General features: G+C 65.8%; 21 protein-coding genes and 1 pseudogene. 12 read left to right on the forward strand and 10 right to left on the reverse strand.

Annotated features, from left to right (window positions below; translation table 11 throughout):
* Positions 1 to 94: 94 nt before the first annotated feature.
* Positions 95 to 2,863 (forward strand): phosphoenolpyruvate carboxylase, encoded by a 2,769-nt coding sequence (gene ppc / locus ACVMB0_RS20295; RefSeq protein ID WP_461349689.1) that lies wholly within the window; start codon positions 95 to 97, stop codon positions 2,861 to 2,863.
* Between the two features lie 117 nt (positions 2,864 to 2,980).
* Here the strand turns inward: ppc and ACVMB0_RS20300 are convergent, their stop codons facing one another.
* The 4 genes from ACVMB0_RS20300 to ACVMB0_RS20315 all read right to left on the reverse strand — a co-directional run bounded on the left by ACVMB0_RS20300 (position 2,981) and on the right by ACVMB0_RS20315 (position 6,874).
* Entirely contained in the window at positions 2,981 to 4,027 is a 1,047-nt protein-coding gene (locus ACVMB0_RS20300) for an SMP-30/gluconolactonase/LRE family protein (protein ID WP_456756587.1), read from the reverse strand.
* Between the two features lie 243 nt (positions 4,028 to 4,270).
* Positions 4,271 to 5,185 (reverse strand): SDR family oxidoreductase, encoded by a 915-nt coding sequence (locus ACVMB0_RS20305; protein ID WP_456798375.1) that lies wholly within the window; start codon positions 5,183 to 5,185, stop codon positions 4,271 to 4,273.
* A gap of 131 nt (positions 5,186 to 5,316) precedes the next feature.
* Positions 5,317 to 6,456 carry a thiolase C-terminal domain-containing protein gene (locus ACVMB0_RS20310; protein WP_461347437.1) on the reverse strand — a complete coding sequence of 380 codons (1,140 nt, stop codon included), beginning with the start codon at positions 6,454 to 6,456 and terminating at the stop codon, positions 5,317 to 5,319.
* 4 nt (positions 6,457 to 6,460) lie between these two features.
* Positions 6,461 to 6,874 (reverse strand): Zn-ribbon domain-containing OB-fold protein, encoded by a 414-nt coding sequence (locus tag ACVMB0_RS20315; protein ID WP_461347438.1) that lies wholly within the window; start codon positions 6,872 to 6,874, stop codon positions 6,461 to 6,463.
* 232 nt (positions 6,875 to 7,106) lie between these two features.
* Between ACVMB0_RS20315 and ACVMB0_RS20320 the strand changes: the two genes are divergently transcribed.
* The 10 genes and pseudogenes from ACVMB0_RS20320 (at position 7,107) to ACVMB0_RS20365 (ending at position 16,723) form a co-directional block, all read left to right on the forward strand.
* Positions 7,107 to 8,354: an amino acid ABC transporter substrate-binding protein gene (locus ACVMB0_RS20320; protein WP_456755904.1), complete on the forward strand. Its 1,248-nt coding sequence runs from the start codon at positions 7,107 to 7,109 to the stop codon at positions 8,352 to 8,354.
* Between the two features lie 46 nt (positions 8,355 to 8,400).
* Positions 8,401 to 9,324 carry a branched-chain amino acid ABC transporter permease gene (locus ACVMB0_RS20325; RefSeq protein ID WP_461347439.1) on the forward strand — a complete coding sequence of 308 codons (924 nt, stop codon included), beginning with the start codon at positions 8,401 to 8,403 and terminating at the stop codon, positions 9,322 to 9,324.
* A complete protein-coding gene (locus ACVMB0_RS20330) occupies positions 9,317 to 10,237 on the forward strand; it encodes a branched-chain amino acid ABC transporter permease (RefSeq protein WP_456755903.1) in 921 nt (306 codons plus the stop codon). The genes ACVMB0_RS20325 and ACVMB0_RS20330 overlap by 8 nt, the downstream gene beginning before the upstream one ends.
* Positions 10,222 to 10,959, forward strand: a complete 738-nt coding sequence (locus tag ACVMB0_RS20335) for an ABC transporter ATP-binding protein (protein WP_461347440.1) — start codon at positions 10,222 to 10,224, stop codon at positions 10,957 to 10,959. The genes ACVMB0_RS20330 and ACVMB0_RS20335 overlap by 16 nt, the downstream gene beginning before the upstream one ends.
* Positions 10,949 to 11,668, forward strand: coding sequence for an ABC transporter ATP-binding protein (locus ACVMB0_RS20340; protein WP_050626185.1), 720 nt, complete (start codon positions 10,949 to 10,951; stop codon positions 11,666 to 11,668). The genes ACVMB0_RS20335 and ACVMB0_RS20340 overlap by 11 nt, the downstream gene beginning before the upstream one ends.
* A 124-nt stretch (positions 11,669 to 11,792) precedes the next feature.
* Complete coding sequence (locus ACVMB0_RS20345; protein WP_461347441.1) at positions 11,793 to 13,142, forward strand: amidase; 1,350 nt, start codon at positions 11,793 to 11,795, stop codon at positions 13,140 to 13,142.
* The gene (locus tag ACVMB0_RS20350; protein ID WP_461347442.1) at positions 13,135 to 13,821 is read left to right on the forward strand and encodes a DUF2848 domain-containing protein; all 687 of its coding nucleotides are present in this window, start codon (positions 13,135 to 13,137) and stop codon (positions 13,819 to 13,821) included. The genes ACVMB0_RS20345 and ACVMB0_RS20350 overlap by 8 nt, the downstream gene beginning before the upstream one ends.
* A gap of 249 nt (positions 13,822 to 14,070) precedes the next feature.
* The gene (locus tag ACVMB0_RS20355) at positions 14,071 to 14,814 is read left to right on the forward strand and encodes a 2OG-Fe(II) oxygenase (protein ID WP_461347443.1); all 744 of its coding nucleotides are present in this window, start codon (positions 14,071 to 14,073) and stop codon (positions 14,812 to 14,814) included.
* A 13-nt stretch (positions 14,815 to 14,827) separates the two neighbouring features.
* On the forward strand, positions 14,828 to 15,481 hold the full coding sequence (gene alkB, locus ACVMB0_RS20360; RefSeq protein ID WP_461347444.1) for a DNA oxidative demethylase AlkB: 654 nt from the start codon (positions 14,828 to 14,830) through the stop codon (positions 15,479 to 15,481).
* Between the two features lie 26 nt (positions 15,482 to 15,507).
* Positions 15,508 to 16,723: pseudogene (locus tag ACVMB0_RS20365) on the forward strand (MFS transporter).
* On the opposite strand, the gene ACVMB0_RS20370 reads toward ACVMB0_RS20365, so the two are convergent.
* The 6 genes from ACVMB0_RS20370 to hpaH all read right to left on the reverse strand — a co-directional run bounded on the left by ACVMB0_RS20370 (position 16,720) and on the right by hpaH (position 23,100).
* Complete coding sequence (locus ACVMB0_RS20370) at positions 16,720 to 18,348, reverse strand: thiamine pyrophosphate-dependent enzyme (protein WP_461347445.1); 1,629 nt, start codon at positions 18,346 to 18,348, stop codon at positions 16,720 to 16,722. The pseudogene ACVMB0_RS20365 and the gene ACVMB0_RS20370 overlap by 4 nt on opposite strands.
* A 24-nt stretch (positions 18,349 to 18,372) precedes the next feature.
* Positions 18,373 to 19,245, reverse strand: coding sequence for a fumarylacetoacetate hydrolase family protein (locus tag ACVMB0_RS20375; protein WP_456798365.1), 873 nt, complete (start codon positions 19,243 to 19,245; stop codon positions 18,373 to 18,375).
* A 10-nt stretch (positions 19,246 to 19,255) separates the two neighbouring features.
* Positions 19,256 to 20,239 carry a 3,4-dihydroxyphenylacetate 2,3-dioxygenase gene (gene hpaD / locus ACVMB0_RS20380; RefSeq protein WP_461347446.1) on the reverse strand — a complete coding sequence of 328 codons (984 nt, stop codon included), beginning with the start codon at positions 20,237 to 20,239 and terminating at the stop codon, positions 19,256 to 19,258.
* 100 nt (positions 20,240 to 20,339) lie between these two features.
* The gene (gene hpaE, locus ACVMB0_RS20385) at positions 20,340 to 21,884 is read right to left on the reverse strand and encodes a 5-carboxymethyl-2-hydroxymuconate semialdehyde dehydrogenase (RefSeq protein ID WP_461347447.1); all 1,545 of its coding nucleotides are present in this window, start codon (positions 21,882 to 21,884) and stop codon (positions 20,340 to 20,342) included.
* Positions 21,877 to 22,275, reverse strand: coding sequence for a 5-carboxymethyl-2-hydroxymuconate isomerase (locus ACVMB0_RS20390; protein ID WP_461347448.1), 399 nt, complete (start codon positions 22,273 to 22,275; stop codon positions 21,877 to 21,879). The genes hpaE and ACVMB0_RS20390 overlap by 8 nt, the downstream gene beginning before the upstream one ends.
* Before the next feature lie 18 nt (positions 22,276 to 22,293).
* On the reverse strand, positions 22,294 to 23,100 hold the full coding sequence (hpaH, locus tag ACVMB0_RS20395; RefSeq protein ID WP_461347449.1) for a 2-oxo-hept-4-ene-1,7-dioate hydratase: 807 nt from the start codon (positions 23,098 to 23,100) through the stop codon (positions 22,294 to 22,296).
* Between the two features lie 110 nt (positions 23,101 to 23,210).
* On the opposite strand from hpaH, the gene hpaR reads away from it, so the two are divergent.
* Positions 23,211 to 23,738 (forward strand): homoprotocatechuate degradation operon regulator HpaR, encoded by a 528-nt coding sequence (gene hpaR, locus ACVMB0_RS20400; protein ID WP_456755889.1) that lies wholly within the window; start codon positions 23,211 to 23,213, stop codon positions 23,736 to 23,738.
* Positions 23,739 to 23,741 lie beyond the last annotated feature (3 nt).

Consider the following 23,741-nt stretch of genomic DNA (forward strand, 5'->3'; position numbering starts at 1 on the left):
AAAAGCGCACACTTGGGAGCGAGCCGGGCAACCTCTGGAGTAGCCAGCCATGTCTCCCCAGACTTTGTCTCCCCAGACTTTGCCTCCCCAGACGATGCCTTCCGAGACCGACCGGCGCGCGGCAGAAGTGCAGGCGCAGGAGGAGGATGCACGGCTGCGGAACGACATCCGCCTGCTGGGGCGCGTACTCGGCGACACCGTGCGCGACCAGGAAGGGGCCGAGGTGTTCGACCTGGTCGAGCGCATCCGCCAGACCTCGGTCCGGTTCCACCGCGACGAGGACAAGCTGGCGCGGCGCGAGCTGGAAGGCATCCTCGACGGCATGTCGATCGCCGAGACGCTGCGGATCGTCCGCGCGTTCAGCTATTTCTCCCACCTCGCCAACATCGCCGAGGACCAGAACAACATCCGCCAGATGCGCAGCCGCGGCCCGAGCGGGGCGCCGCGGCCGAGCACGCTGGAGCAGACGCTGGTGCATGCCCGCCAGGCCGGCATCAGCCCGGCCGATCTGCGCAGCTTCTTCAAGAGCGCGCTGGTCAGCCCGGTCCTGACAGCGCATCCGACCGAGGTCCGCCGCAAGAGCACGATGGACCGCGAGATGGAGATCGCCGACCTGCTCGACCGCCGCGAGCGGCTGCAGATGACGCCGGACGAGAGCGAGGCCAGCGACGAGCAGCTTCGCCGCGCCGTCGTGACGCTGTGGCAGACCAATCTCTTGCGCCGGACCAAGCTGACCGTGCTCGACGAGGTCGGCAACGGCCTGTCGTTCTACGACTACACCTTCCTGCGGGAGGTGCCGCGGCTGCATTGCGCGCTGGAGGACCGGCTGAACAAGGAGGGCGGCGAGGCCGGCGATCTCGCCTCGTTCCTGACGATGGGAAGCTGGATCGGCGGCGACCGCGACGGCAATCCGTTCGTCACCGCGGAGGTGATGCGCGGCACCTTGCGGCTGCAGTCAAGCCGGGTGCTCAGCTTCTATCTCGAGGAGCTGCACGCGCTCGGCGCCGAGCTGTCGCTGGCGGCGCACCTCGCCGACGTCTCGGACGAGCTGCGGATCCTCGCCGAGCGTTCACCCGACACCTCGCCGCATCGCAGCGGCGAGCCGTATCGTCTGGCGGTATCCGGCATCTATGCGCGGCTTGCCGCCACCGCGATGCGGCTCGAGGTCGAGACCACGCGGCCGCCGGTCGGCAAGGCCGAGCCCTATGCGAGCGTGAAGGAATTCCAGGCCGATCTCGACGTGCTGAATCGCTCGCTGATCGCGAACAATTCCGGCGTGATCGCGCGCGGCCGGCTGCGGCAGCTGCGGCGGGCGGTGGATTGCTTCGGCTTCCATCTGGCGCGGCTCGATATCCGCCAGAATTCCGCGGTGCATGAACGCACAATTGCCGAGCTGCTCGACACCGCCAATCCCGGCATGTCTTATCTGGCGCTCGGCGAGGACGCGCGCGTCAGCCTGCTGCTCGGCGAGTTGCGCAGCGCGCGGCCGCTGGCCTCGCCCTTCGTCAAATATTCCGAGGAGACCCAGAGTGAGCTCGCCGTGTTCCGGGCCGCGGCCGAGGCGCATGCCAGATTCGGCCCCGAGGTGATCTCCCAATGCATCATCTCGATGTGCAAGGGCATGTCCGACATGCTCGAGGTCGCCGTGTTGCTGAAGGAAGTTGGCCTCGTCAACCCGTCCGGCCGCAGCGCCGTCAACATCGTGCCGCTGTTCGAGACCATCGAGGATCTGCAGGCCTCAAGCCACATCATGGACCGCATGCTGGCGCTGCACGACTATCGCAAGCTGGTCGACAGTCTCGGCGGCGTGCAGGAGGTGATGCTCGGCTATTCCGACAGCAACAAGGATGGCGGCTTCGTCACCTCGGGCTGGGAGCTCTACAAGGCCGAGATCGGCCTCGTCGAGGTGTTCGAGCGGCACGGCGTGCGGCTTCGCCTGTTCCACGGCCGCGGCGGCTCGGTCGGCCGCGGCGGCGGCCCGAGCTACGATGCGATCATCGCGCAGCCCGGCGGCGCGGTGAACGGCCAGATCCGCATCACGGAGCAGGGCGAGATCATCTCGTCGAAATATTCCAATGCCGAGGTCGGCCGCAGCAATCTGGAGATCCTCGCCGCGGCAACGCTGGAGACCAGCCTGCTGCAGCCGCGGCAGAGCGCGCCGCGCCCCGAATATCTCAAGGCGATGGAGGAGATTTCCGCGCTCGCCTTCAAGGCCTATCGCGGGCTCGTCTACGAGACCGAAGGCTTTGCCGATTATTTCTGGGGCTCGACCGTCATCAACGAGATCGCGACCTTGAACATCGGCAGCCGTCCGGCCTCGCGCAAGAAGACCCGCGAGATCGAGGATCTGCGCGCGATTCCCTGGGTGTTCTCCTGGGCGCAATGCCGGCTGATGCTGCCGGGCTGGTACGGTTTCGGCGCGGCGGTCGAGACCTGGATCGCGGAGCATCCGGAGCAGGGCATGCCGTTCCTGCAGGAGCTGTACCGGGAATGGCCGTTCTTCCGCACGCTCTTGTCCAACATGGATATGGTGCTGGCAAAGAGCTCGATCGCGATCGCGTCGCGCTACGCCGAGCTGGTGCCCGACGTTGCGTTGCGCGAGAAAATCTTCGGCCAGATCCGCCGCGAGTGGCATCTTTCGATCGAGACGCTGCTCGACATCATGGGCCACGACCGGTTGCTGCAGGGCAACCCGCTGCTGGAGCGCGGCATCCGCAACCGCTTCCCCTACATGGACCCGCTCAATCACGTGCAGGTGGAACTGCTCAAGGAGCATCGCGCGCAGAACCCGGACGAGCAGGTGCTGCGCGGGATCCAGATCACGATCAACGGGATTTCGGCGGGGTTGAGGAATAGCGGCTAAGGCCGTGATGCCTGCGCCGTCATTGCGAGCGCAGGGAAGCAATCCATTGGGCCGCAAGCGGTGACATGGATTGCTTCGTCGCTTCGCTCCTCGCAATGACGACGGAAGGAAGATCGATCAACAATTATGCGCGCCCCGCGTCTCCACATAGACCGCATACAGCGATTGGCTTGCGGTCATGAACAGGCGGTTGCGCTTCTTGCCGCCGAAGGTGAGGTTGGCGCAGGTTTCGGGCAGCAGGATCTGGCCGATGCGCGCACCGTCAGGCGCGAACACTTGCACGCCGTCATAGCCCGGTCCCACCCAGCCGGCGCCGACCCAGATATTGCCGTCGATGTCGACGCGCATGCCGTCGGGGAAGCCGGACTTGCCGTCCAGCGTCATGTCGATCAGCGTGCGCGGGTTGGACAGCTTGTCGCCGTTGAGATCGTACTGCCAGACGATGTTCTTGGCGTTCGGATAGTGCGTGATGCCGGTGTCGCAGACATAGACCTTCTTATAGTCATGGCTGAAGGCGATGCCGTTCGGCTTGAACGGTTCGTCGCAGACTTTGGTGATCTGCCCGGTCGAAGCGTCGATGCGGTAGACGGCCTCCTTCTGATAGGGCTGGTTCGAACCGGTATTGGCGCGCTGGCCTTCATAGATCGAGATCGCGCCGTAGCCGGGGTCGGTGAACCAGATCGACTTGTCGTTGGGATGCACGACCATGTCGTTCGGCCCGTTGAGCGGCTTGCCATTGGCCTGCTCCGCCAATGACGTCACGGTTCCGTCGTGCTCGTAGCGCACCAGCCGGGTGCGCTCGGCGGTGATCTGCCGGCCCTCGAAATCGAAGGTCGAGCCATTGGCCTCGTTCGACGGCTTGTGGAACTGCTCGGAGATGTGGCCGTCATCGTCGAGATAGCGCAGCTGCCGGTTGGCCGGGATGTCGCTCCACACCAGATACTGGCCCTGCGCATTCCAGGCCGGGCCTTCGGCCCACAGGCAGCCGGTGTAGAGGCGCTTGATCGCGGTGTTGCCGACCTTGGCCTTGAAGCGCTTGTCGTCGATCACGACGATATCAGGATCGGGATAGCGCTGCGGCTCCGCATTGGGGCCGAAGTCGCGCGCGGTGGCATCGGATGCGGCCATCGCAGTTGCAGCAAGCGCGGTTGCGCCGCGCAAGATCGTTCGACGGTCGAACGCCTTCGTTCCGTCGCCCTCGTTTTTCGCTGTGTTGCTCGGATGTGTGTTGCTTGGATTTGTCACGAAAGTCCTCCCAGGTTTCTTGTTATCGGGAGGACGATCATACCCCCGCAATTCTGGCACAATGCGGGCACGCTATGAAGGAACAACCAAAGAGTGTGCCGCCCCGACGTTCTCGTCGAGGCGACATTTCATAAAACCGTCAGATCGGATCCGAAGATCAGATCAGATCGGATCCCAGGTGAAGACGTCGGCCGAGCGGTCGAGCTTGGCGAACGATCCCTTCAGCGCCGGCATGCCGTGCTCGGCGATGGTCTCGGGCGTCCAGCCTTCGCCGCGATGCACCGAGCGCACCGGACGGTGCTGGCCGAACAGGAAGATCTCGTTCATGCGCACGCCGAAGATCTGGCCGGTGACGTCCTTGGCGGCATCCGAGAGCAGATAGGCGCAGACCGGCGCGATCTTCTCCGGGCCCATCTGCTTGATCTTCTCGACGCGGGCCTTCTCGGCATCGGTCTCGGTCGGGATCGTGCCGATCATGCGGGTCCAGGCGAACGGCGACACGCAGTTCGAGCGCACGTTGAAGCGGCCCATGTCGAGCGCGATCGATTTCGACAGGCCGACGATGCCGAGCTTGGCGGCGGCATAGTTGGCCTGGCCGTAATTGCCGATCAGGCCGGAAGTCGAGGTGAAGTGCACGAAGGAGCCCGATTCCTGCTCGCGGTAGATCCGCGCCGCAGCGTGGCTGACATAGAACGAGCCCATCAGATGCACCTTGATGACGGCCTCGAAGGCCTCCACGCTCATCTTGTGGAAGATCATGTCGCGCAGGATGCCGGCATTGTTGACGACGCCGTCGAGCCGGCCGAAATGATCGGTCGCGGTCTTCACGATCTTGCTCGCGGGAATGGCTTCCGCCACCGATTCGAAATTGGCGACCGCGGTGCCACCGCGCTTCTTGATCTCCTCGACCACCTCCTCGGCGGGCGCTGCGCTCGAGCCTGCGCCATCCGCCGCGCCGCCGGGATCGTTGACCACGACCTTGGCGCCTTCCGCCGCGCACAGCAGCGCGATCTCGCGCCCGATGCCGCGGCCTGCGCCGGTGACGATGATGACTTTATCCTGCAGTGATTTTGCCATGTGGGTTCTCCGCTTTCGATTGCGCTCTTCGTCGTCATTCCGGGGCGCGCGAAGCGCGAGCCCGGAATCCATTTTGCCGCACGATGGATTCCGGGCCTGCGCCTGACGGCGCATCCCGGAATGACGAATGACTATCGTTCATTCGTAAAGATGATCGTGCCCGACGCGGCGAACATGCCGCCGACGCCGTGGCAGACCGAAATCTTGGCGTTCGGCACCTGTGCGGGTGCAATGCCGCGCATCTGCCGGACGCTCTCCTGCAGCGCATACATGCCGTACATGCCGGAGTGCATGTAGCTGAGGCCGCCGCCATTGGTGTTGAGCGGCAGCTTGCCGCCGGGGCGGGTGTTGCCGTCGGCGATGAACTTGCCGGTTTCCTCGTAAGGCATGAAGCCGAGGTCGCCGAGGCCGTAGAGCGGCAGGTGCGCGAAGGCGTCGTAGATCATCAGGTGATCGACGTCCTTGTGGGTGATGCCGGCCTCCTTGAACGCCAGCGGGCCTGCCACCTTGAAGGCGCGCGAACTGTCAAAAGTCTTCATCTGGCTGACCATCGGCGTTTCCACGCTCTCGCCGGTGCCGAGGATATAGACCGGCTTTCTCGGGAAATCCTTGGCGCGGTCGGCCGAGGTCAGGATCAGCGCGCCGCCGCCGTCGGTGACGAGGCAGCATTGCAGCAACCGGAACGGATAGGCGATCATCCGCGAGTTCAGGACGTCGGCGACCGTGATCGGCTCCTTCATGGTCGCGCGCGGATTCTTCGCCGCCCATTCGCGCTGCACGACGGCGACCATCGCGAGCTGCTCATGCGTGATGCCGTGGGTCTTCATGAAGCGCAGCACCGGTATCGGGAACATGCTCGGCGGCCCGTAGACGCCGAACGGCGCCTCAAACTGGCCATTGAGGCTGTCGGGCGCGGTGAAGCGCGGCTGCTTGCCGATCATCGACTTGCCGCTCTCGGCATGGGTGATCAGCACGGTCTTGCAGAGGCCGGCCTCGATCGCGGCGGCGGCGTGGCGGACATGCAGCATGAACGAGCAGCCGCCGACCGAGGTGCCGTCGACCCAGGTCGGGGTGATGCCGAGATAATGCGCCATCTGCTGCGGGGTCTCGACCGCGGTAGCGAAGCCGTCGATGTCCGACAGTTTCAGGCCTGCGTCCGCGATCGCGTTCAGCGCCGCGTCCGCGTGCAGCTGGATCTGCGACATGTTGGGGATGACGCCGAGCTCGGTGGTCTCGGCCGCACCGACGACGGCAACCTGGTTCCTGCGCATTGCGTTACCCCTTCGCCGGCCGGAACAAGGGAAGGGTGATCTTGTCGTCGAGGGCCTCGAAGGCGACCTCGAGCGGCATGTCGAGCTCGAGCGCTTCCGGCGTCTGCGGACAATCGATGATGTTGCTCATCATGCGCGGGCCCTCGTCGAGTTCGACCACGGCGATCGCATAAGGCGGCGTGAAGCCGGGCGCGGCGGGGCGGTGGTTGATGACGTAGCTGTAGAGCTTGCCCCTGCCGCTGGCCTTGAACACCGAGACCTTGCGCGAGGCGCAGGAGGGGCAGAACGGCCGCGGCGGAAAATAGACATTGGCGCAGGCGTCGCAGCGCTGCAGGCGCAGCTCACCGGCCTTGGTGCCGTCCCAGAAATGCTGGGTCTCAGGCGTCGGCTTTGGTTTCGCGCGCGCGGGCTCGGCCATGTCTATAGTCTCCTCCCGAAATCGTTACGGTCTTGATGCGCCATCGGACCAACGCCCGTCAACGGTCCATCCATGCTCCGCGCAGCGGCCTGTGTCCCGCGCATGCCGCATATTCCGCCCCTCGCACAATTGCTAAGGCCGGCGTGCTTGTGTCGCTCCGGTCCGGCGCGTAGAAGGGCCGCGTCCAAGATACGTCCAAGACACGTCAAAGATACCCGGGAGGAACAATATCATGCTGAGGATCATCGGCGCGGCACTCGCTGCCAGCCTCGCATTTGCCACGCAGGCGATGGCCGCCGACGCACCGTCGGAGATCAAGATCGGCACGCTCTACGCGTCCTCGGGGCGCTACGCCTCGATCTCGATGCCGGTCTACAGCTCGCTGAAATTGTGGGTCGAGCAGAAGAACGCCGAGGGCGGCGTGTTCGTGAAGGCGTTCGACAAGAAGATCCCGATCAAGCTCGTGTCCTATGACGACCAGAGCAATACGGCGACCGCGTCGACGCTTTATAACCAGCTGGTCACCCAGGATAAGGTCGACCTCCTGGTCGCCGATTCCGGATCGGTGCTGACGGCGCCCGCGGTTGCGATCGCGCGCGACCACAAGATGTTCCTGTTCGACCAGACCGGCACCGGTGCCAGCTTCTTCTCCAAGGACAATCCCTACATCGCGCTGATGGCCGACCCGGTGTCGACGGTCTGGCCCAAGCCGGTCGCCGACTTCATCAGCCATGACGGCCCCGGGCTCGGCATCAAGAAGATCGCGATCCTGTACGCGACCAACGAGTTCACCGGCACCCAGGCCAACGCGTTCCGCAAGTTCGTCAAGGAGTCCGGCGCGCCGATCGAGATCGTCTACGACCAGGGCGTTCCGACCGAGACCACCAATTACAACGTCATCATCAATAACATCAGCAACGCCAATCCCGACGCGGTGATCCATTTCGGCTATGCGCCGAACGACATCGCCTTCCTGCGCAACGTCCAGGACGTCGGCACCAAGTTCAAGATGCTGTTCGCGATCTATGCCGGCCTCGAGACCGAGCTGCTGGAGAAGAATGTCGGCGCCAAGGGCTTGGAGCACATCTGGACCTATGTGCCGCCGTCCGAATTGGATTATCCCGTCAATTTCGGGATGAACATGAAGGATTTCCGCGCCGCCTGGACCAAGAAGTACAACGACGGCAAGATGGAGTTCGGCTTCAACGCGGTGGCCGGCTACACCACGGCGCTGGTGATCGAGAAGACGCTGTCGGTTGCAACCAGCCTCGACCAGATGGAGCTGCGCCGCGCGGTGTTCTCGCTCAGCGGCCAGCTCAAGACGCTCGACGGCACCTTCGCGCTGGACGAGACCGGCGGCCAGATCGGCGAACTAACGCCGCTTGGTCAGCTCACGGTCGACGAGCACGATCACATCAAGTTCGTCTCGATCTATCCGCACGAGACCGCCACCGGCAAGCCGATCTATCCGGCCCCGTGATGCGATTGACAGCGGCAGGCGTACACCTTCGGCGGCGAGCGATAGCATGACCTATGCGCTTGTTGCCGGCGTGCTGTTCGGGCTGTATTTCAGCCTGGTCGGCATCGGTCTCAATCTCGTGTTCGGCGTCATGCGCATCGTCAACCTTGCGCATGGCGACATCCTGATGCTCGGCGCCTTCATCGCGCTGGGCGTGGTCGGCATCGCCGGCATCGATCCGCTGTTCGCGGTGCCGCTGGCCTTCGTGGTCTTCGTGCTCGCGGGTGTGCTGCTTTACTGGGTGCTGGTGCCGCGGCTGCAGGGCTCGGCCAATCCGGAAATGCTGTCGATCATCCTGTTCTTCGGCCTGTCGCAGGTGATCGAAGCCGTCACCACGATCTTCGCCGGCACCAGCGAGCGCTCGATCCAGAGCCGGCTGCTCGGCACCGTGTTCACGACCATCAAGGTGAAGTGGTTCGGCGGCAAGGCAGGTGGCGCAGGGCCGATCCAGATCTTCGGCCAGGGCTTTCCCGCGCCCTGGGTGATCGCGGCGATCACCAGCCTGATCGCGATCGGGCTGGTCTACCTCTATCTCTACCATACCCGGCTCGGCACCCTGACCCGCGCGGTGATGTCGCGCCGCGACGAGGCCTTGGCGACCGGCATCGACGTCGATCGCGTCTCGGCGGCGGCGTTCGGCATCGGGCTCGGGCTCGCGGCCATCGCCGGCGTGTTCGCGCCCTTCATGTTCGGCTCGGTGACGCCGGCGTTCGGCGCCGATGCCACCGTGACCTCGTTCGCCATCGTCGTGCTCGGCTCGCTCGGCAATCCCTTGGGCACCGCGCTCGGCGGCGTCGTCTATGGTCTCTGCTACATGCTGGTGCAGACCTATCTCAGTTCCTGGGCCGACTTGCTGCCCTATGTGTTGCTGATCGTGATCCTGTTGCTGCGCCCGAGCGGTCTGCTCGGAAGGCGGGTGCGCGTTGCCTAACGCCTCGAAACACCTGCTGTTCATCCTGGCGCCGCTGGTGGTGGTGTTCGCACTGCTGCCCGGCGTCTATCAAAACCATCTTTTGCTGTTCAACTTCGTGATCTTCCTGATCCTCGCGCAGGGCGTGAACATCATCTATGGCTTCACCGGCTATCTGCCGTTCGGCTATGTCGGCTTCTTCGGTGCCGGCGCCTATGGCTTTGCCATCATGGTGATGCACCTGCAGACGCCGGCGCCGCTCGCGGTGCTGGTCGGCGGCGCCGTCGCGGTCGCGCTGGGCCTGCTGCTGACGCCGTTATTGCGGCTGTCGGGCGCGTATTTCGCGATCGCGAACCTCGCGGCCTCGCTCGCGGTGCTGCACTTCGTCGCCAACCCGGCGCTGGAGGGCATCACCAAGGGCCCCTACGGCGTGTCGCTGACCGGCACCTTCAACCCGACCCACGCCTATTACGCCGCCGTGGTGGTGATGGCGCTGACCGTCGGCGCGGTGGTCTATCTGAAGAACTCTCCGTTCGGGCTTGCGCTGCAAGCCGTGCGCGAGGATGCGGTGTCGGCCTCGATGGCCGGCGTCAACATCATCAAGATGCGGGTGATCGCGTGGCTCGCCTCGGCGCTGGTCGCCGGCCTCGCCGGCGGCATCTATGCCTGGTATGTCTCGGTGTTCTATCCCGACAACGTGTTCTCCGGCGAGTTCTCGATCTTCGCCATCGTGTTCGCGCTGTTCGGCGGGGTTGCCACCATCACCGGACCGATCGTCGGCGTGCTGATCCTCTACGGCATCTACAATCTGATCGGCTTCACCACACCGCAATATTTCCAGCTGATCTATGGCCTGTTGATCATGGGACTGGTGCTGTTCCTGCCCGCAGGCCTGGTGTCGCTGGCAACCCGCAGGGGGTGGCATGTCCCCTGAGAAAAACCCCGATCCTCAAGGTCTCGAAGCTGGTCAAGCGCTTCGGCGGCTTCCACGCGCTCGACGGGCTGAGCTTTCACGTCGTGCCCGGCGAGATCCTCGGGCTCGTCGGCCCGAACGGCTCCGGCAAGACCACGGCGATCAACGTGATCTCCGGCCTCTATGCCCCCGATGGCGGTGAGGTGGTGTTCGACGGCACATCCTCCGGCGGCGTCGCCTCGCACAAGCTCGTCCATCGCGGCATCAACCGCACCTTCCAGGTGCCGAAGCCGTTCCTGTCGCTGACCGTGCGCGAGAACATCCAGGTGGCGCTGGCCTATGGCGGCGCCGCCGGCACGCCGCCATCGATCGCCGAGCTGCTCGACGAATATCGGCTGAAGGAGGTCGCCGACCGCCCCGCAGCCGACCTCAACAGCGCGCAGCAGAAGATGCTCGATCTGACCCGCGCGCTTGCGACGCGGCCGCGGCTGCTGCTGCTCGACGAGCTTGCCGCCGGGCTCAACCCGGCGGAGCTCGACTGGATCGCCGGCCGCATCAAGGCGCTGGCCGCGACCGGCATGGCGATCATCGTGGTCGAGCATCTGATGGGCTTCATCGAGCAGATCACCGACCGCGTCATCGTGCTCAATGCGGGCAAGGAGATCTTCGAGGGCACGCTCGCGACCGCGGTGCGCGAGCCGCAGGTGATCGAGGTGTTTTTGGGAGGCGAGCATGCCCACTGACGCAGCGCCGCTTCTCGACGCCAGCGGTGTCGACGCCGGCTACGGCACCATGCAGGTGTTGTGGGGCGTCGATCTCGACGTCCGCCCCGGCGAAACCGTGCTGCTGCTCGGCGCCAATGGCGCGGGCAAGACCACCTTCCTGAAGTCGCTGGTCGGCCTGATCGAAGCCCGCAGCGGCCACATCAAGCTCGGCGGCGAGGACATCACCAGAATGCGCTCCTCGGACCGCATGAAGCGCGGCATGACCTACATGTCGGAGCTCGCGGTGTTTCCCGACCTGTCGATCGAGGAGAACATCCGGGTCGGCGCGCAGGCGCTGGGCCATGCCAATCCGGGCGCGCGGGTCGACGAACTCTACGGCCTGTTTCCGGTGCTGCGCGACAAGCGCCGCGACCCGGCCTCCAGCCTGTCCGGCGGCCAGCGCAAGATGCTCGGCATCGCCAAGGCGCTGTCGGCCGAGCCGAAGCTCTTGGTCATGGACGAGCCCTCGGCCGGGCTGTCGCCGCTGTTCGTCAAGGAGGTGCTGCGCGCCCTGTCGAGCCTGCAGGGCCGCGGCCTGGCGCTCCTGATCGCCGAGCAGAATATCGGCTTCCTCGAGATTGCCACCCGCGTCTTCGTGCTGGAAGGCGGCCGTATCCGCTTCTCCGGCACGGTCGCCGAAATGAGCGGCAATGAAGAGCTGCACCGGGCCTATTTCGGGCTGAAGTGATAGTGATGCGAGGCGGGGCCGGTGCACTGGAAATCGGCCCCGGTTCGCGCGACAATCGGCTGCAAGCCATGAAGCGCACGCCATGAAGCGCACGCCGTGAAGTGCAAGCCGTGAAGTGAAAACCATGCCGAACAATCCGACACTCGCCTCCCTTGCCGCCGATCTCGCCAGCGGCGCGACTTCCGCCCGCAAGCTCGTCGAGCAATGCATCGCCAGGATTGCCGACCCGGCAGGCGAGGGCCAGCGCACCTTCATCCATGTCGACCGCGACGCCGCGCTGGACGCCGCCGACGCCATGGACCGGCTGCGCAAGGCCAACGCGGCACCGTCGCCCTTCGCCGGCATTCCGGTCTCGATCAAGGACCTGTTCGACATCAAGGGTCAGGTGACGCGGGCGGGCTCGCGGGCGCTGGAGGATTCCGCGCCGGCGGATGCCGATGCGCCTGTGGTGGCGCGGCTCAAGCGCGCCGGCTTCATCGTGATCGGCCGCACCAACATGACCGAATTCGCCTATTCCGGCATCGGCATCAATCCGCATTACGGCACGCCGAAGAGCGCCTGGAACCGGAGCGTCGGCCATGTGCCGGGCGGCTCGTCCTCCGGCGCGGCGGTCTCGATCGCCGACGGCATGGCGTTCGGCGCGCTCGGCACCGACACCGGCGGCTCCTGCCGGATTCCGGCCGCCTTCAACGGCATCGTCGGCTACAAGCCGACGCAGCGCCGGATTCCGCTCGATGGCGGCGTGCCGCTGTCGTTTACGCTGGACAGCTACGGCCCGCTGGCGAATTCGGTGGCCTGCTGCGCCGCGCTCGATGCCGTGCTGGCCGACGAGCTGGTGACGTCGCTGACCCCGCGCCCGGTCAAGGGCATGCGGCTCGCGGTGCCGACCACGATCGCGCTCGATGACCTCGACGATGCCGTCGCAAGAACCTTCGAGCGCGCGCTGGCGTCGCTGTCGCGCGCCGGCGCCTTGATCGAGCGCATCGAGGTTCCTGAATTCCTCGACGTCGGCGTGATGAACGCCAAGGGCGGGTTTTCGGCGGCCGAGAGCTATGCCTGGCACCGCTTCCTGCTGGCCAGCAAGGGCGACATCTACGATCCCCGCGTTGCAGTACGCATCCAGCGCGGCGAGGGTTTCCTTGCGGCCGACTACATCGATCTCATCAACGCGCGCCGCTCGTTCACTGCCCGCACCGAAGCGCGCATCGCGCCCTACGACGCGCTGGTGCTGCCGACCACCGCGAACCTGCCGCCGAGCATCGCCGCGCTTGCCGATGACAGGACGTTCGCAACGGAGAATCTGCGCGCGCTGCGCAATCCTTCGCTGATCAACACGCTCGACGGCTGCGCCATCTCGCTGCCCGCGCATCGTGAGGGTGAGGCACCGGTCGGCCTGATGCTCGCCGCCGCCGGCGGTTCGGATCGCCGCATCTTCGAGCTCGCGGCCGGAATGGAGACCGTCATCCGTGTTTGATCTCACCTTCACTATCGATGACAAGGGCGTCGCGACGCCGCTCACGCTCGAAATCAAGCAAGCGGTGATCGCCGGCTGGACCGGCCGCGATCCGGTGGCGCGCGACAAGCACATCGCCGAGCTCGAGGCGCTCGGCATCGCGCGGCCCGCGACGACGCCGATCTACTACCGCTGCTCAGCCCGCCGGCTGACCTTCGCCGACACGATCGAGGTCTGCGGCGAGGACTCCAGCGGCGAGGTCGAGTTCGTCCTGATCGGCTGGCAGGGCCGCATCTTCGTCGGCTGCGGCTCCGATCATACCGACCGCAAGGTCGAGAGCTACAGCGTCACGGTGTCGAAGCAGATGTGCGACAAGCCGATGGCATCTGAACTGTGGGAGCTCGAGGACGTCATCGGCCATTGGGACCAGCTCATCCTGCGCTCCTGGGCCACAATCGGCGGCCAGCGCGTGCTTTACCAGGAAGGCACGCTCGATCACATGCTGCCGGTCAAGGACCTGATCGCGCGCGGCTTCGACAACGGCGCGCTGCCGGACGGCTGCGCCATGTTCGGCGGCACCTTCGCCGCCAAAGGCGGCATCCGCCCCGCCAGCCGCTTCGACTTCGAGCTGGAAGACCCCGTGCTGAAGCGGAAGATCAGCCACGGCTACGACGTGATCACGCTGCCGGTCAGGGGCTGATTTTTTCCGCGCGTCGTTCCTCGACAGCCGAGCGACACTCTCTCCACACGTCGTCCCTGCGAAAGCAGGGACCCATACGCCGCGGCTTTCGGAAAGGGCACGCGGCTGGACGGCTTTCTAACAACCGGCACCTGTGGTTATGGGTCCCTGCTTTCGCAGGGACGACACCGTGATTATGGCAGCGTTCTCGGCAGATCTGGATCGGAAATCGGGTGGCGCGGGGCGCAATCATGCGCCAGATTCCATCCCATGACAGCAACAGCCAAAACCCTCACCCGCCCATCCAGCAACAGCCTCGCCCGCGTCGACGCGCTCGACTGGGACCGGATCACCACCGAGCTCGACGGGCAGGGCTGCGCCGTCCTCAACGGGCTGCTGACGCCTGAGGAATGCGATGCCATCGCCGCGCTGTATCCCGACGACAGCCGGTTCCGCAGCAAGGTCGTGATGGGCCGCCACGGTTTTGGCCGCGGCGAGTACAAGTATTTCTCCTATCCGCTGCCGGAGCTGATCGCGGAGCTGCGGCCGGCGCTGTATGCGCGGCTGACCGCGACCGCCAATCGCTGGAACCAGACGATGGGGATCGCGATCAGCTATCCGCCGTCGCATGCGGCATTCCTGAAGCGCTGCCACGATGCCGGGCAGACGCGGCCGACGCCGTTGCTGCTGCAATATGGCGAGGGCGACTACAACTGCCTGCACCAGGATCTCTATGGCGAGCACGTGTTCCCGATCCAGGTCGCGATCCTGCTGTCCGAGCCGGGGCGCGATTTCACCGGCGGCGAGTTCGTGCTGACCGAGCAGCGGCCGCGGATGCAGTCGCGGCCGGAGGTGGTGCCGCTCACCAAGGGCGATGCGGTGGCTTTTGCCGTGCATCACCGTCCGGTGCAGGGGACACGCGGAGCGTATCGTGTCAATCTCCGCCATGGCGTCAGCCGGATCAGGTCCGGCCATCGCCACACCGTTGGTGTGATCTTCCACGACGCAAAGTGAGTGCGAGCGAGGCGTGGCCGCTGATCTGTTCGAGACCATTGGCGATGCAAGGCCGCCGCGCGAGACGATCGCGGACGGCGCCGTGCTGCTGCGCGGCTTCGTCCGGCCGTTCGAGGCCGAGCTGATCCCGGCCTTGCGCGTCATCGTCAAGCAGGCGCCGTTCCGGCATTTGATCACGCCCGGCGGTCACCGCATGTCGGTTGCGATGACCAATTGCGGCAGCGTCGGCTGGGTCTCCGACGCGAGCGGCTATCGCTATGATCCGATCGATCCTGAGAGCGGACAGCCCTGGCCTGAAATGCCGGAGGTGCTGCGCAGGCTCGCCGCCGATGCTGCTGGTGAGGCCGGCTTCAGCGGCTTCGCGCCGCAAGCCTGCCTGATCAACCGCTACGTGCCCGGCGCAAAACTGTCGCTGCATCAGGACAAGGACGAGCTCGATTACGGCGCGCCGATCGTCTCGATCTCGCTCGGGCTGCCGGCGATCTTCCTGTTCGGCGGGCTGAAGCGCAGCGACACGCCGCGACGCTACCGGCTCGAACATGGCGATGTCGCGGTGTGGGGCGGGCCGTCACGGCTGTTTTATCACGGCGTGGCGCCGCTCGCAGACGGTGAGCACGGCGTGCTCGGCCGCCAGCGCATCAATTTGACCTTCCGTAGGGTGCGCTGAGGCGCCGGCTGGTCTAGACTTGGCGGATGACCACCAAGGCCGACCGCGCGGTCAATCGCACCGGCGTCTATCTCGCCCTGCTGCAGCTCGTATTCACGCTGGGCTGGACGACCTACCTGATCTATCTGCCGAAGCTGTGCGCCGAAGTCGGCATCGCGCCGTCAACCGTGATCCTGATCCTGATGATGGACCAGGCCATCTTCACCATCACCGACACCGCGATGGGCATGGCCGCCGACAGGATCTCAGTCCTGGTCGGGCCGGCTCGGCCTGTTCGTCGGCATCCTCGCCGCGATCTCCTGCGCCGCCTTCATCGCGCTGCCTTATGTCGCCGGCACCGGGCCGGGCGCAAAGGCCTGGCTGATCGGGCTGATCGTGATCTGGGCCGTGACGTCGTCGGCGTTGCGCGCGCCGCCGCTGACGCTACTCGGCAAGTATCGCGCGCAGCCGTCGGTCCCGTTCCTCGCCGCGCTGGCGATGCTGGGCTACGGCATCGCGGGCGCGGTCTCGCCCTATCTCGGCGTTGTGCTGCGCGATCATGATGCGCGGCTGCCGTTCGCACTGTCGGGCGCGGTGCTGCTGCTGACCGCGCTCGCGTTCTCGGGGATCGAGCGGCGTATCGCGGCGGAGACCGAGCCCGTGCTGCTCGCTGTACCGGCAAAGCGGCTCGGCGCCGTGCCGATGTTCCTGATCGGCTCGATGGTGCTGCTGTCGCTTGGCTATCAGCTGCACTTCAACATCAACAGCGCCCCGTTCTATTTGCGCTTTGCCAAATCGAACGAGTTGCAATGGTTGATGCCGGTGTTCTGGATCGGCTTCAACATCGCGATGTTTCCGGCCAGCATCGTCGTCAAGCATCGCGGCGGCCTGATCGTGATGGGCGCGGCGGGACTGCTCGGTGCCTTCGCCATCGTTGCCGCGGAGATCGCCGGAAGCCTCAACGTGCTGATCGCAGCGCAGTTCATGGCGGGCGCGGCCTGGGGCTGCATGCTGATGAGCGCGGTATCCGCGGCGCTCGCGATCGGCGAGACCGGCGCAGAGGGCAAGGTCACCGGCCTCGTGTTCTCGGCGCTGGCGTTTGCGACCTTCGCGCGGATGGCGGCGGTTGCGGGCGGCCTGCAGAAGATGCCGGACTATGCGCCCCTGGTGCATTGGGCGCCGGTCGCCTGCTGGTCGGTCGCCGGCGCCGGCCTGCTCGTGATCGCCGCGTCGCGGCTGCACCGCGGCGTGAAGAGCGCCTAGTCGTTCCTTGCCGGATGGATGAACGCCCAGGGCGAGACTTCGGAATCGGTCGGCACTTCGATCGAGATCACATAGGGCCCGCCGTCGGCCAGCGCCTTCTCCAGCACCGGGCGGAAGTGATCCGGCGAGGTGACGCGCGCCGCGCCGACGCCGAAGGATTCCGCGAGCTTGACGAAATCAGGGTTGACCAGGTCGGAGGCCACGACGCGGCCGTCGAAGCGCTCGCGCTGGTCGCGGCGGACATTGCCATAGGCGTTGTTGTTGAACACCAGGGTCACCACGCCGATCTTGAACTGCACCGCGGTGGCGAGCTCCTGCACGGCGAACATGAAGCCGCCGTCGCCGGTGATGGCGACCACCGGCTTGTTCGGATTGGCGACCTTGGCGCCGAGCGCGGTCGGGAAGCCGGAGCCGAGCGTGCCCTGATAGCCGGAGGTGACGAAGGTGCGCGGCTCGTAGATCGGAAAGCCGTACCACGAGGCGAAGCCGACCTGCGACAGCTCGTCGGTGACGATGGCATTCGCCGGCAGCACCTCGCGCAGGATCTTCAGGTAGGCCATCTGCGGCTGGATGCGCTGGATCTCCTGCTCGGTCGCGGCGGTCGCCTCGCGGATCGCGGCGCGGCGGCCGGAGGTCTTGCTGTAGCCGGCCTTGCGGACGGCCGCGACCAGGTCGGAGGTCGCAGCCTTCGCGTCGGCGATCACGCCGGCGTCGGCCGGCCAGCGCCGCAGCTCGACCGGATCGATGTCGATGCGTACGCATTTCAAGCCGGCCGGCTGATAGGGCCAGCGCGACATCGTCGGCAGCTCGAGCCGCGTGCCGATGCCGATCATCAGGTCGGTCTTCGGCCACAGTCTGTAGGCTGCGGCCATGGTGAGCCCGAGTTCATGCGCATTGGAGACGATGCCGCGGCCGCTGCGGAAAGCGACGACAGGCGCGTCGATCATCTCGGCGAGCTCGAGGATCTCCTCGCGCGCCTCGATGGCGCCGCTGCCGACGAAGATCATCGGCGTCTTGCTGCCGGCGATCAGATCGGCGGCCGCCTTGATGCGGTCCGGATCGGGCTGCGGCGCCGGCAACGGATCGAACGGCTTGACGGCTGCGACCTCTGTGCGCTGGGTGAACACGTCCCACGGCATCTCCAGCGACGCGGGGCCACGCCGGCCCGACAGCATCTCCTGGAAGGCGCGCGACACCATCGCGGGCGCATTGTCGGGGTATTCGATCCGCTCCGCCCATTTCACGAAGCTGCGCAGCGTCGCGAGCTGGTCCGGCATCTCGTGCAGGTGGCCACGGCCCTTGCCGAGGAATTGCGTCGGCACCTGGCCGGTCAGGCACAGCACCGGCTCGTTGCAGCCGAACGCAGTCAAGAGCGCCGCCGAGGCGTTGAGCACGCCGGGGCCGGGCACCACGCTGAACACGCCTGTTTTGCCGGAGGAGCGGGCATAGCCGAACGCCATGTAGCCGCAGGCCTGCTCATGCCGGGCGCCGATCACCTTGAGCTGCGCCTGGTGGAAGGCATCGAACAGGCCATAGATCTGCGCGCCGGGCAGGCCGAACACGGTGTCGACGCCGTGGGCGACGAGGCCGTTGACGATCGCTTCGCCGCCGGATGTTGAGGTCATGGCACTGTCCACTTGCTTGCAGGGTTAGATGGCTTCGTCGACGACGCCGTTGCGCAGGATGCCGACGCCTTCGGCCTCGACCTCGACGACATCGCCGGGCTTCAGATAACGCGGCGGATCGAACCGCGCACCTGCACCGGTCGGCGTCCCCGTGACGATGACGTCGCCGGGAACCAGCGTCGTGAAGGTCGAGATGTAGTTGATGAGGTAGCGGAAGCCGAAGATCAAGCGCGAGGTGCGGTCGTCCTGCCTGAGTTCGCCGTTGACCCGCGTGGTCAGCCTGACATCGGCGATCTGCGCTTCGCTGCTGTAGGGCACGATCCACGGGCCGAGGCTGCCGGTCGAATCGAAGTTCTTGCCCTGGGTGACGTTGAACTTGGCATGGCGCACCCAGTCGCGGATGGTGCCTTCGTTGCAGAGCGTGATCGCGGCGATGTGGTCGAGTGCGGTGCTTTCCGGAATGTGGCGGCCGGCCTTGCCGATCACCAGCACCAGCTCGCCCTCATAGTCGAGCTGCGGCGAGATCCGCGGCCGCACCACCGGCGTGTTGTGGCCGACGAAGGAGCGCGGCACCCGCAGGAACATGCTGGGGTATTTCGGCGCGTCCGAGCCGTCCTTGTATTCGGCATTGCGGTCCGGATAGTTGACGCCGATGCAGATGATCTTGTCCGGCGCCGGGATCGGCGGCTGAAAGGCGACCGCGTCGAGCGCGTGGTCGGGCGATCGCCTGGCCGCGTCTTCCACGAGCTTGCCCAGCGCGCCGGCGGCGATCGCCTCGCGCAAGGTCGGATAATCCCTGGCGAAGCGCGACGCGAGGTCGACGATCCCGGTGTCGGTGACAGCGCCATAGAGGGTGGCGCCGTTGACGGAATAGGTGGCGAGGCGAGGGGCTGACATCGGCGATCCCTCAGTCCGCAACCAAGACGTCGGCGACGAAGCGCGGCTCGCGCACCGCCTGCCCTGCGAAGGTCGAACCCTCCTCGAACCAGGAGCGTGGCGCCGGCGCGCCCCACAGCGTCTGGCGGCGCGGATCGCGCAGCGACCAGCGCAGCGGCTCGTGGTCGTGATCCCCGGTGAAATAGTCGCTGGTGTAGAGCTCGATGCGGTGGCCGTCGGGATCGCGGATGTAGAGGAAGAAGGCGTTGGAGATGCCGTGCCGGCCCGGGCCGCGCTCGATGTTCTTGAGGAAGCCGGAGGAGGCCATCACGTCGCAGAGATGCACGATGTTCATCGCGGTCGGCACCCAATAGGCGATGTGGTGCAGGCGCGGGCCACGGCCGTTGGTGATGGCGAAGTCGTGGACATTGCCCTTGCGGTGCATCCAGGCGGCTGCGATGCGCCCCTGGTCGCCGTCCTCCTCGGCATATTCGGTGAGGCGGAAGCCGAGCCGGGCGTAGAAATCGACGGTGTCCTGCACCTCGGCGGCGAACACGTTGAAATGGTCGAGCCGCTGCGGATGGCAGCCCTTGTAGAGATCGTAGCGCCGCAGCAGATGCGGGCGCTTCTCCATGGTGGCGTAGAGCTCGATCTGGAAGCCGAACGGATCGGTGAATTGCAGCGTGCGGCCCTGGAACGGCTGGTCGACGAAAGCGTAGGTGATGCCGTTCTCTGAGCAGAACGCGGCCGCCTTGTCGAGGTCGCCGTCGTTGCCGACCTTGAAGCCGAGCCGGTTGCAGGCCGCCTTCGCCGCCTTGCGCAGCACCACCGAGTGGTGCTGGTGCTCCTCGCTGGCGCGCAGATAGACCGATTTGTCGTCGCGGTCCTCGATATGGAGGCCGACCGTCTTCTCGTAGAAGGCGGCGCTCTTGTCGAGATCGGTGACGTCGAGCACGGCGTGGCTGCAGCGGATGATGTTGAACGGCGGATCGAAAACGTGTGTCGGAACGGGCATTGGTGTTTCCCCTCTGGATCGTCATTCCGGGACGGTCCGCAGGACCAGACCCGGAATCTCGAGGTTCCGGGTTCGCTTCGCGCCCCGGAACGACGTGCAATCAAAATCCCAGTTTCTGAATCTTGTGCGTCCCGCGCGCGAGCGAGACGTGCTTGGTTTCCATGTAGAAGTCGAACGAGTAGTCGCCGCCGTCGCGGCCGATGCCCGACGACTTCATGCCGCCGAACGGGGTCGGCAGATGGCGGACGTTTTCCGAATTGAGCCAGATCATGCCGGCTTCCAGCGCATCGGCGACGCGCAGCGCGCGGCCCATCTCGCCGGTCCAGACATAGCCGGTCAGGCCGTATTGCACGCCATTGGCGATCTCGATGGCCTCTCGCTCGTCCTTGAACGGGATCACGGTCAGGAACGGGCCGAACACCTCTTCCTGCGCGACGCGCATGCTTGCGTTGGCGCCGGTGACCAGCGTCGGCTGCACATAGTGGCCGCCGCCGGGACCGTCATGCGGCTTGCCGCCGACCGCGATGGTCGCGCCGTCCTTCTTGGCGACGTCGAAATAGCTGCACACCTTGGCCAGATGCCGCTCGTGGATCAGCGGCCCGATCTCGGTCGCGGGGTCGAGCGGGTGACCGACCTTCAACGCCTTCACGCGCGCGGTCAGCTTCTCGATGAACTTGTCGGCAATGCTTTCCTGGACCAGCAGCCGGCTCGACGAGGTGCAGCGCTCGCCGTTGAGCGAGTAGATCATGAACACGACGGCATCGAGCGCGCGGTCGAGATCGGCGTCGTCGAACACGATCACCGGGTTCTTGCCGCCGAGCTCGAAATGCACCCGCTTCAAGGTCGGTGCGCCCTGCGCCATGATCGCGGAGCCCGTCGCGCTCTCGCCGACAAACCCGATCGCCTTGATGGCGGGGTGTTCGGTCAGCGCCTTGCCGGCCTCTTCGCCGAATCCATGCACGGTGTTGAGCACGCCGTCGGGGAGGCCGGCCTGTTTTGCCAGTTTGACCAACAGGTCGGCGGTCACCGGCGACCATTCGGCGGGCTTGTGCACCACCGTGCAGCCGGCCGCGAGCGCCGGCGCGATCTTCCAGGTCGAAAGCATGAACGGCGTATTCCACGGCGTGATCACGCCGACCGGGCCGATCGGCACCCGGGTCGAGATGTTCCAATGCTCGTCCGAGGGCGTGTTGAGGCCGTCGCGGGCCTCAGTGCATTTGTCGGCGAAGAAGCGGAAATTCTCCGCGGCGCGGATCGCGGCCTTGGCCATGAAGCGGTGCGCCTGGCCGGTGTCGATGCATTCGAGTACGGCGATATCGTCGGCGCGCGCCTCGATCGCGTCGGCGACGCGATGCAGCAGCTTGCGGCGTTGCGCCGCCGGCATGTCGCGCCAGGCATTGAAGGCCTTGGCCGCCGCGGTTGCCGCGTGGTCGATATCCTCCGCATTGCCGCGCGCGACGCTCGCCAGCACCGTGCCGTCGATCGGGGATTTCGTCTCAAACGTCTGGCCGGAGGCCGCCGGCACGACCTTGCCGTCGATCACATTGCCGATGCCTTCCGCTTTTAGCTTGGCGAGCAGCGGGCCGGCGCGATCGCGGTTGGCCTGGAACACGTCGGCTGACGATTTCGCTGTCGCTTTATCCATTGACCGTCTCCACCTTCAGTGCGTCGTGGATGTTGTTGCGTTTCCAGCTGGTTTCCTTGTCGTTGATCTGCATGTCGAACGACAGAGCGAACTTGCTGTTGGCGAACACCGGATCGAGATGGGCCGACAGCGCCTTGAAGATGTGCTCGCCGGCCTTCTTGCGAGCCGCGAGGTCGCGGCCTTCGCCGAGCCGCAGCACCATGTCGAGAAAGCCGTAGGTCTTGCGGCCGTCGGCGATCGCGTAGTGCTCGCACCTGACGGCGCGAACCCGGATGCCGCCGAGCGGGAAGATGCCGGTCTCGACGGCGGCCTTGCGGACCAGTTCGACGGTCGCGCCCATGTCGACGAGGCCGTCGAGATTGGCGGAATATTCAAGCGTGAAATGCGGCATGCAGCGCTCCTGAGTGCGTCAGGCGAAGTAGCAGCTCACGGACCCGTACGGTCCGTAGTCGGCCTGGATGGTGTCACCCTTGCGGGTTTCGATCGGACGGATGAAGGAGCCTGCCAGCACGATTTGTCCAGCTTCCAGCGCCAAACCGTTCGGCGCGATCTTGTTGGCGAGCCACGCCACCGCGGTCGCCGGATGATTCAACACGCCGGCGGCGAGACCGGTTTCCTCGAGCTGGCCGTTGCGGAAGCACAGTGCGCCGATCCAGCGCAGGTCGGCCTCCAGCGGGCGGATCGGCCGGCCGCCGAGCACGATGCCGGCATTGGCGGCGTTGTCGGCGATGGTGTCGAAGATCTTGCGTGTCGCCTTGGTCTCGGGATCGACGCGCTCCACACGCGTATCCAGGATCTCCAGCGCCGGGACCACGAAGTCGGTGGCGTTCAGCACATCGAACAGCGTGCAGTCCGGTCCCGCGAGGCGATGCTTCATCACGAAGGCGAGCTCGGCCTCGACGCGGGTCGCGATGAAGCGGTCGGTCGGCACCAGCCCGCCATCGGCAAAGAACATGTCGTCGAGCAGGATGCCGGAATCCGGCTCGTCGATATTGAGCGCGCTCTGCATCGCCTTCGAGGTCAGGCCGATCTTGTGGCCCTTGACGATGCGGCCCTGCGCCACCTTCATCTCGACCCAGGCCTTCTGAATCGCGTAGGCGTCGTCGAGGGTGATGCCCGGGTATTCCAGCGACAGCTGGCGGATTTGCTTGCGGGTCTTTTCCGCAGTGTCGAGCCGCTCGGCGGCAGCGCGGATATCGTCCTTGGAGAGGGCCATGCGTGCTACACAAAAGTGGATGTCGGGAGATGATTAACATGTTAAATGAATTCCCGCAAACTGAATCGAGGCATGCTGCAATGCGAAATTTCGTTGCGGTGGATTAGGTCATGGCGCGCAAGAAATTGGATGAGATACGGCCGGAGGACGAGGCGTCGGCGCGCCGGACCCCGATGCGCGAGTTCTCGCGCTCGCTGCCGATGTCGCTGCTCCGCGCGCGCGAAGCGGTGATGCGGCAATTCCGGCCGTCGCTGCGCAATCACGGGCTGACAGAGCAGCAGTGGCGGATTCTGCGTGCGCTCACGGCGGTCGACGAGATCGAGGTCACCGAGCTCGCCCGCATGGCGTTTCTGCTCGGCCCGAGCCTGTCGCGAATCCTGCGCGATCTCGAGGCGCGCGGGCTGATCGAGCGCAAGGCGGCGGAGAACGATGCGCGGCGCGCGGTGGTCTCGATCTCCGCCAAGGGATTGAAACTGATCGAGGCGGTGGCGCCGACCTCCGAGGTGATCTACGCCGCCATCACTAGGCGCTACGGCGCGCGCAAGCTTGCGGAGCTGCAGGAGATGCTGGGCGCGCTGGAGGCGAGCCTGGCCGGAATGGGCGCGGCCGAAGGCGCCGACGTCGAGAGCGACGAATAGCCG

It is taken from the genome of Bradyrhizobium sp. USDA 4451, from assembly GCF_054822585.1.

Coding starts and splice junctions, on each gene's coding strand:
- ACVMB0_RS20320 (WP_456755904.1), top strand. CDS start 7,107: ATGCTGAGGATCATCGGCGCGGCACTCGCTGCCAGCCTCGCATTTGCC.
- ACVMB0_RS20345 (WP_461347441.1), top strand. CDS start 11,793: ATGCCGAACAATCCGACACTCGCCTCCCTTGCCGCCGATCTCGCCAGC.
- ppc (WP_461349689.1), top strand. CDS start 95: ATGCCTTCCGAGACCGACCGGCGCGCGGCAGAAGTGCAGGCGCAGGAG.
- hpaH (WP_461347449.1), bottom strand. CDS start 23,100: ATGGCCCTCTCCAAGGACGATATCCGCGCTGCCGCCGAGCGGCTCGAC.
- ACVMB0_RS20375 (WP_456798365.1), bottom strand. CDS start 19,245: ATGTCAGCCCCTCGCCTCGCCACCTATTCCGTCAACGGCGCCACCCTC.
- ACVMB0_RS20340 (WP_050626185.1), top strand. CDS start 10,949: ATGCCCACTGACGCAGCGCCGCTTCTCGACGCCAGCGGTGTCGACGCC.
- ACVMB0_RS20310 (WP_461347437.1), bottom strand. CDS start 6,456: ATGCGCAGGAACCAGGTTGCCGTCGTCGGTGCGGCCGAGACCACCGAG.
- ACVMB0_RS20355 (WP_461347443.1), top strand. CDS start 14,071: ATGACAGCAACAGCCAAAACCCTCACCCGCCCATCCAGCAACAGCCTC.
- hpaE (WP_461347447.1), bottom strand. CDS start 21,884: ATGGATAAAGCGACAGCGAAATCGTCAGCCGACGTGTTCCAGGCCAAC.
- ACVMB0_RS20370 (WP_461347445.1), bottom strand. CDS start 18,348: ATGACCTCAACATCCGGCGGCGAAGCGATCGTCAACGGCCTCGTCGCC.
- ACVMB0_RS20390 (WP_461347448.1), bottom strand. CDS start 22,275: ATGCCGCATTTCACGCTTGAATATTCCGCCAATCTCGACGGCCTCGTC.
- hpaR (WP_456755889.1), top strand. CDS start 23,211: ATGGCGCGCAAGAAATTGGATGAGATACGGCCGGAGGACGAGGCGTCG.
- ACVMB0_RS20325 (WP_461347439.1), top strand. CDS start 8,401: ATGACCTATGCGCTTGTTGCCGGCGTGCTGTTCGGGCTGTATTTCAGC.
- hpaD (WP_461347446.1), bottom strand. CDS start 20,239: ATGCCCGTTCCGACACACGTTTTCGATCCGCCGTTCAACATCATCCGC.
- ACVMB0_RS20315 (WP_461347438.1), bottom strand. CDS start 6,874: ATGGCCGAGCCCGCGCGCGCGAAACCAAAGCCGACGCCTGAGACCCAG.
- ACVMB0_RS20305 (WP_456798375.1), bottom strand. CDS start 5,185: ATGGCAAAATCACTGCAGGATAAAGTCATCATCGTCACCGGCGCAGGC.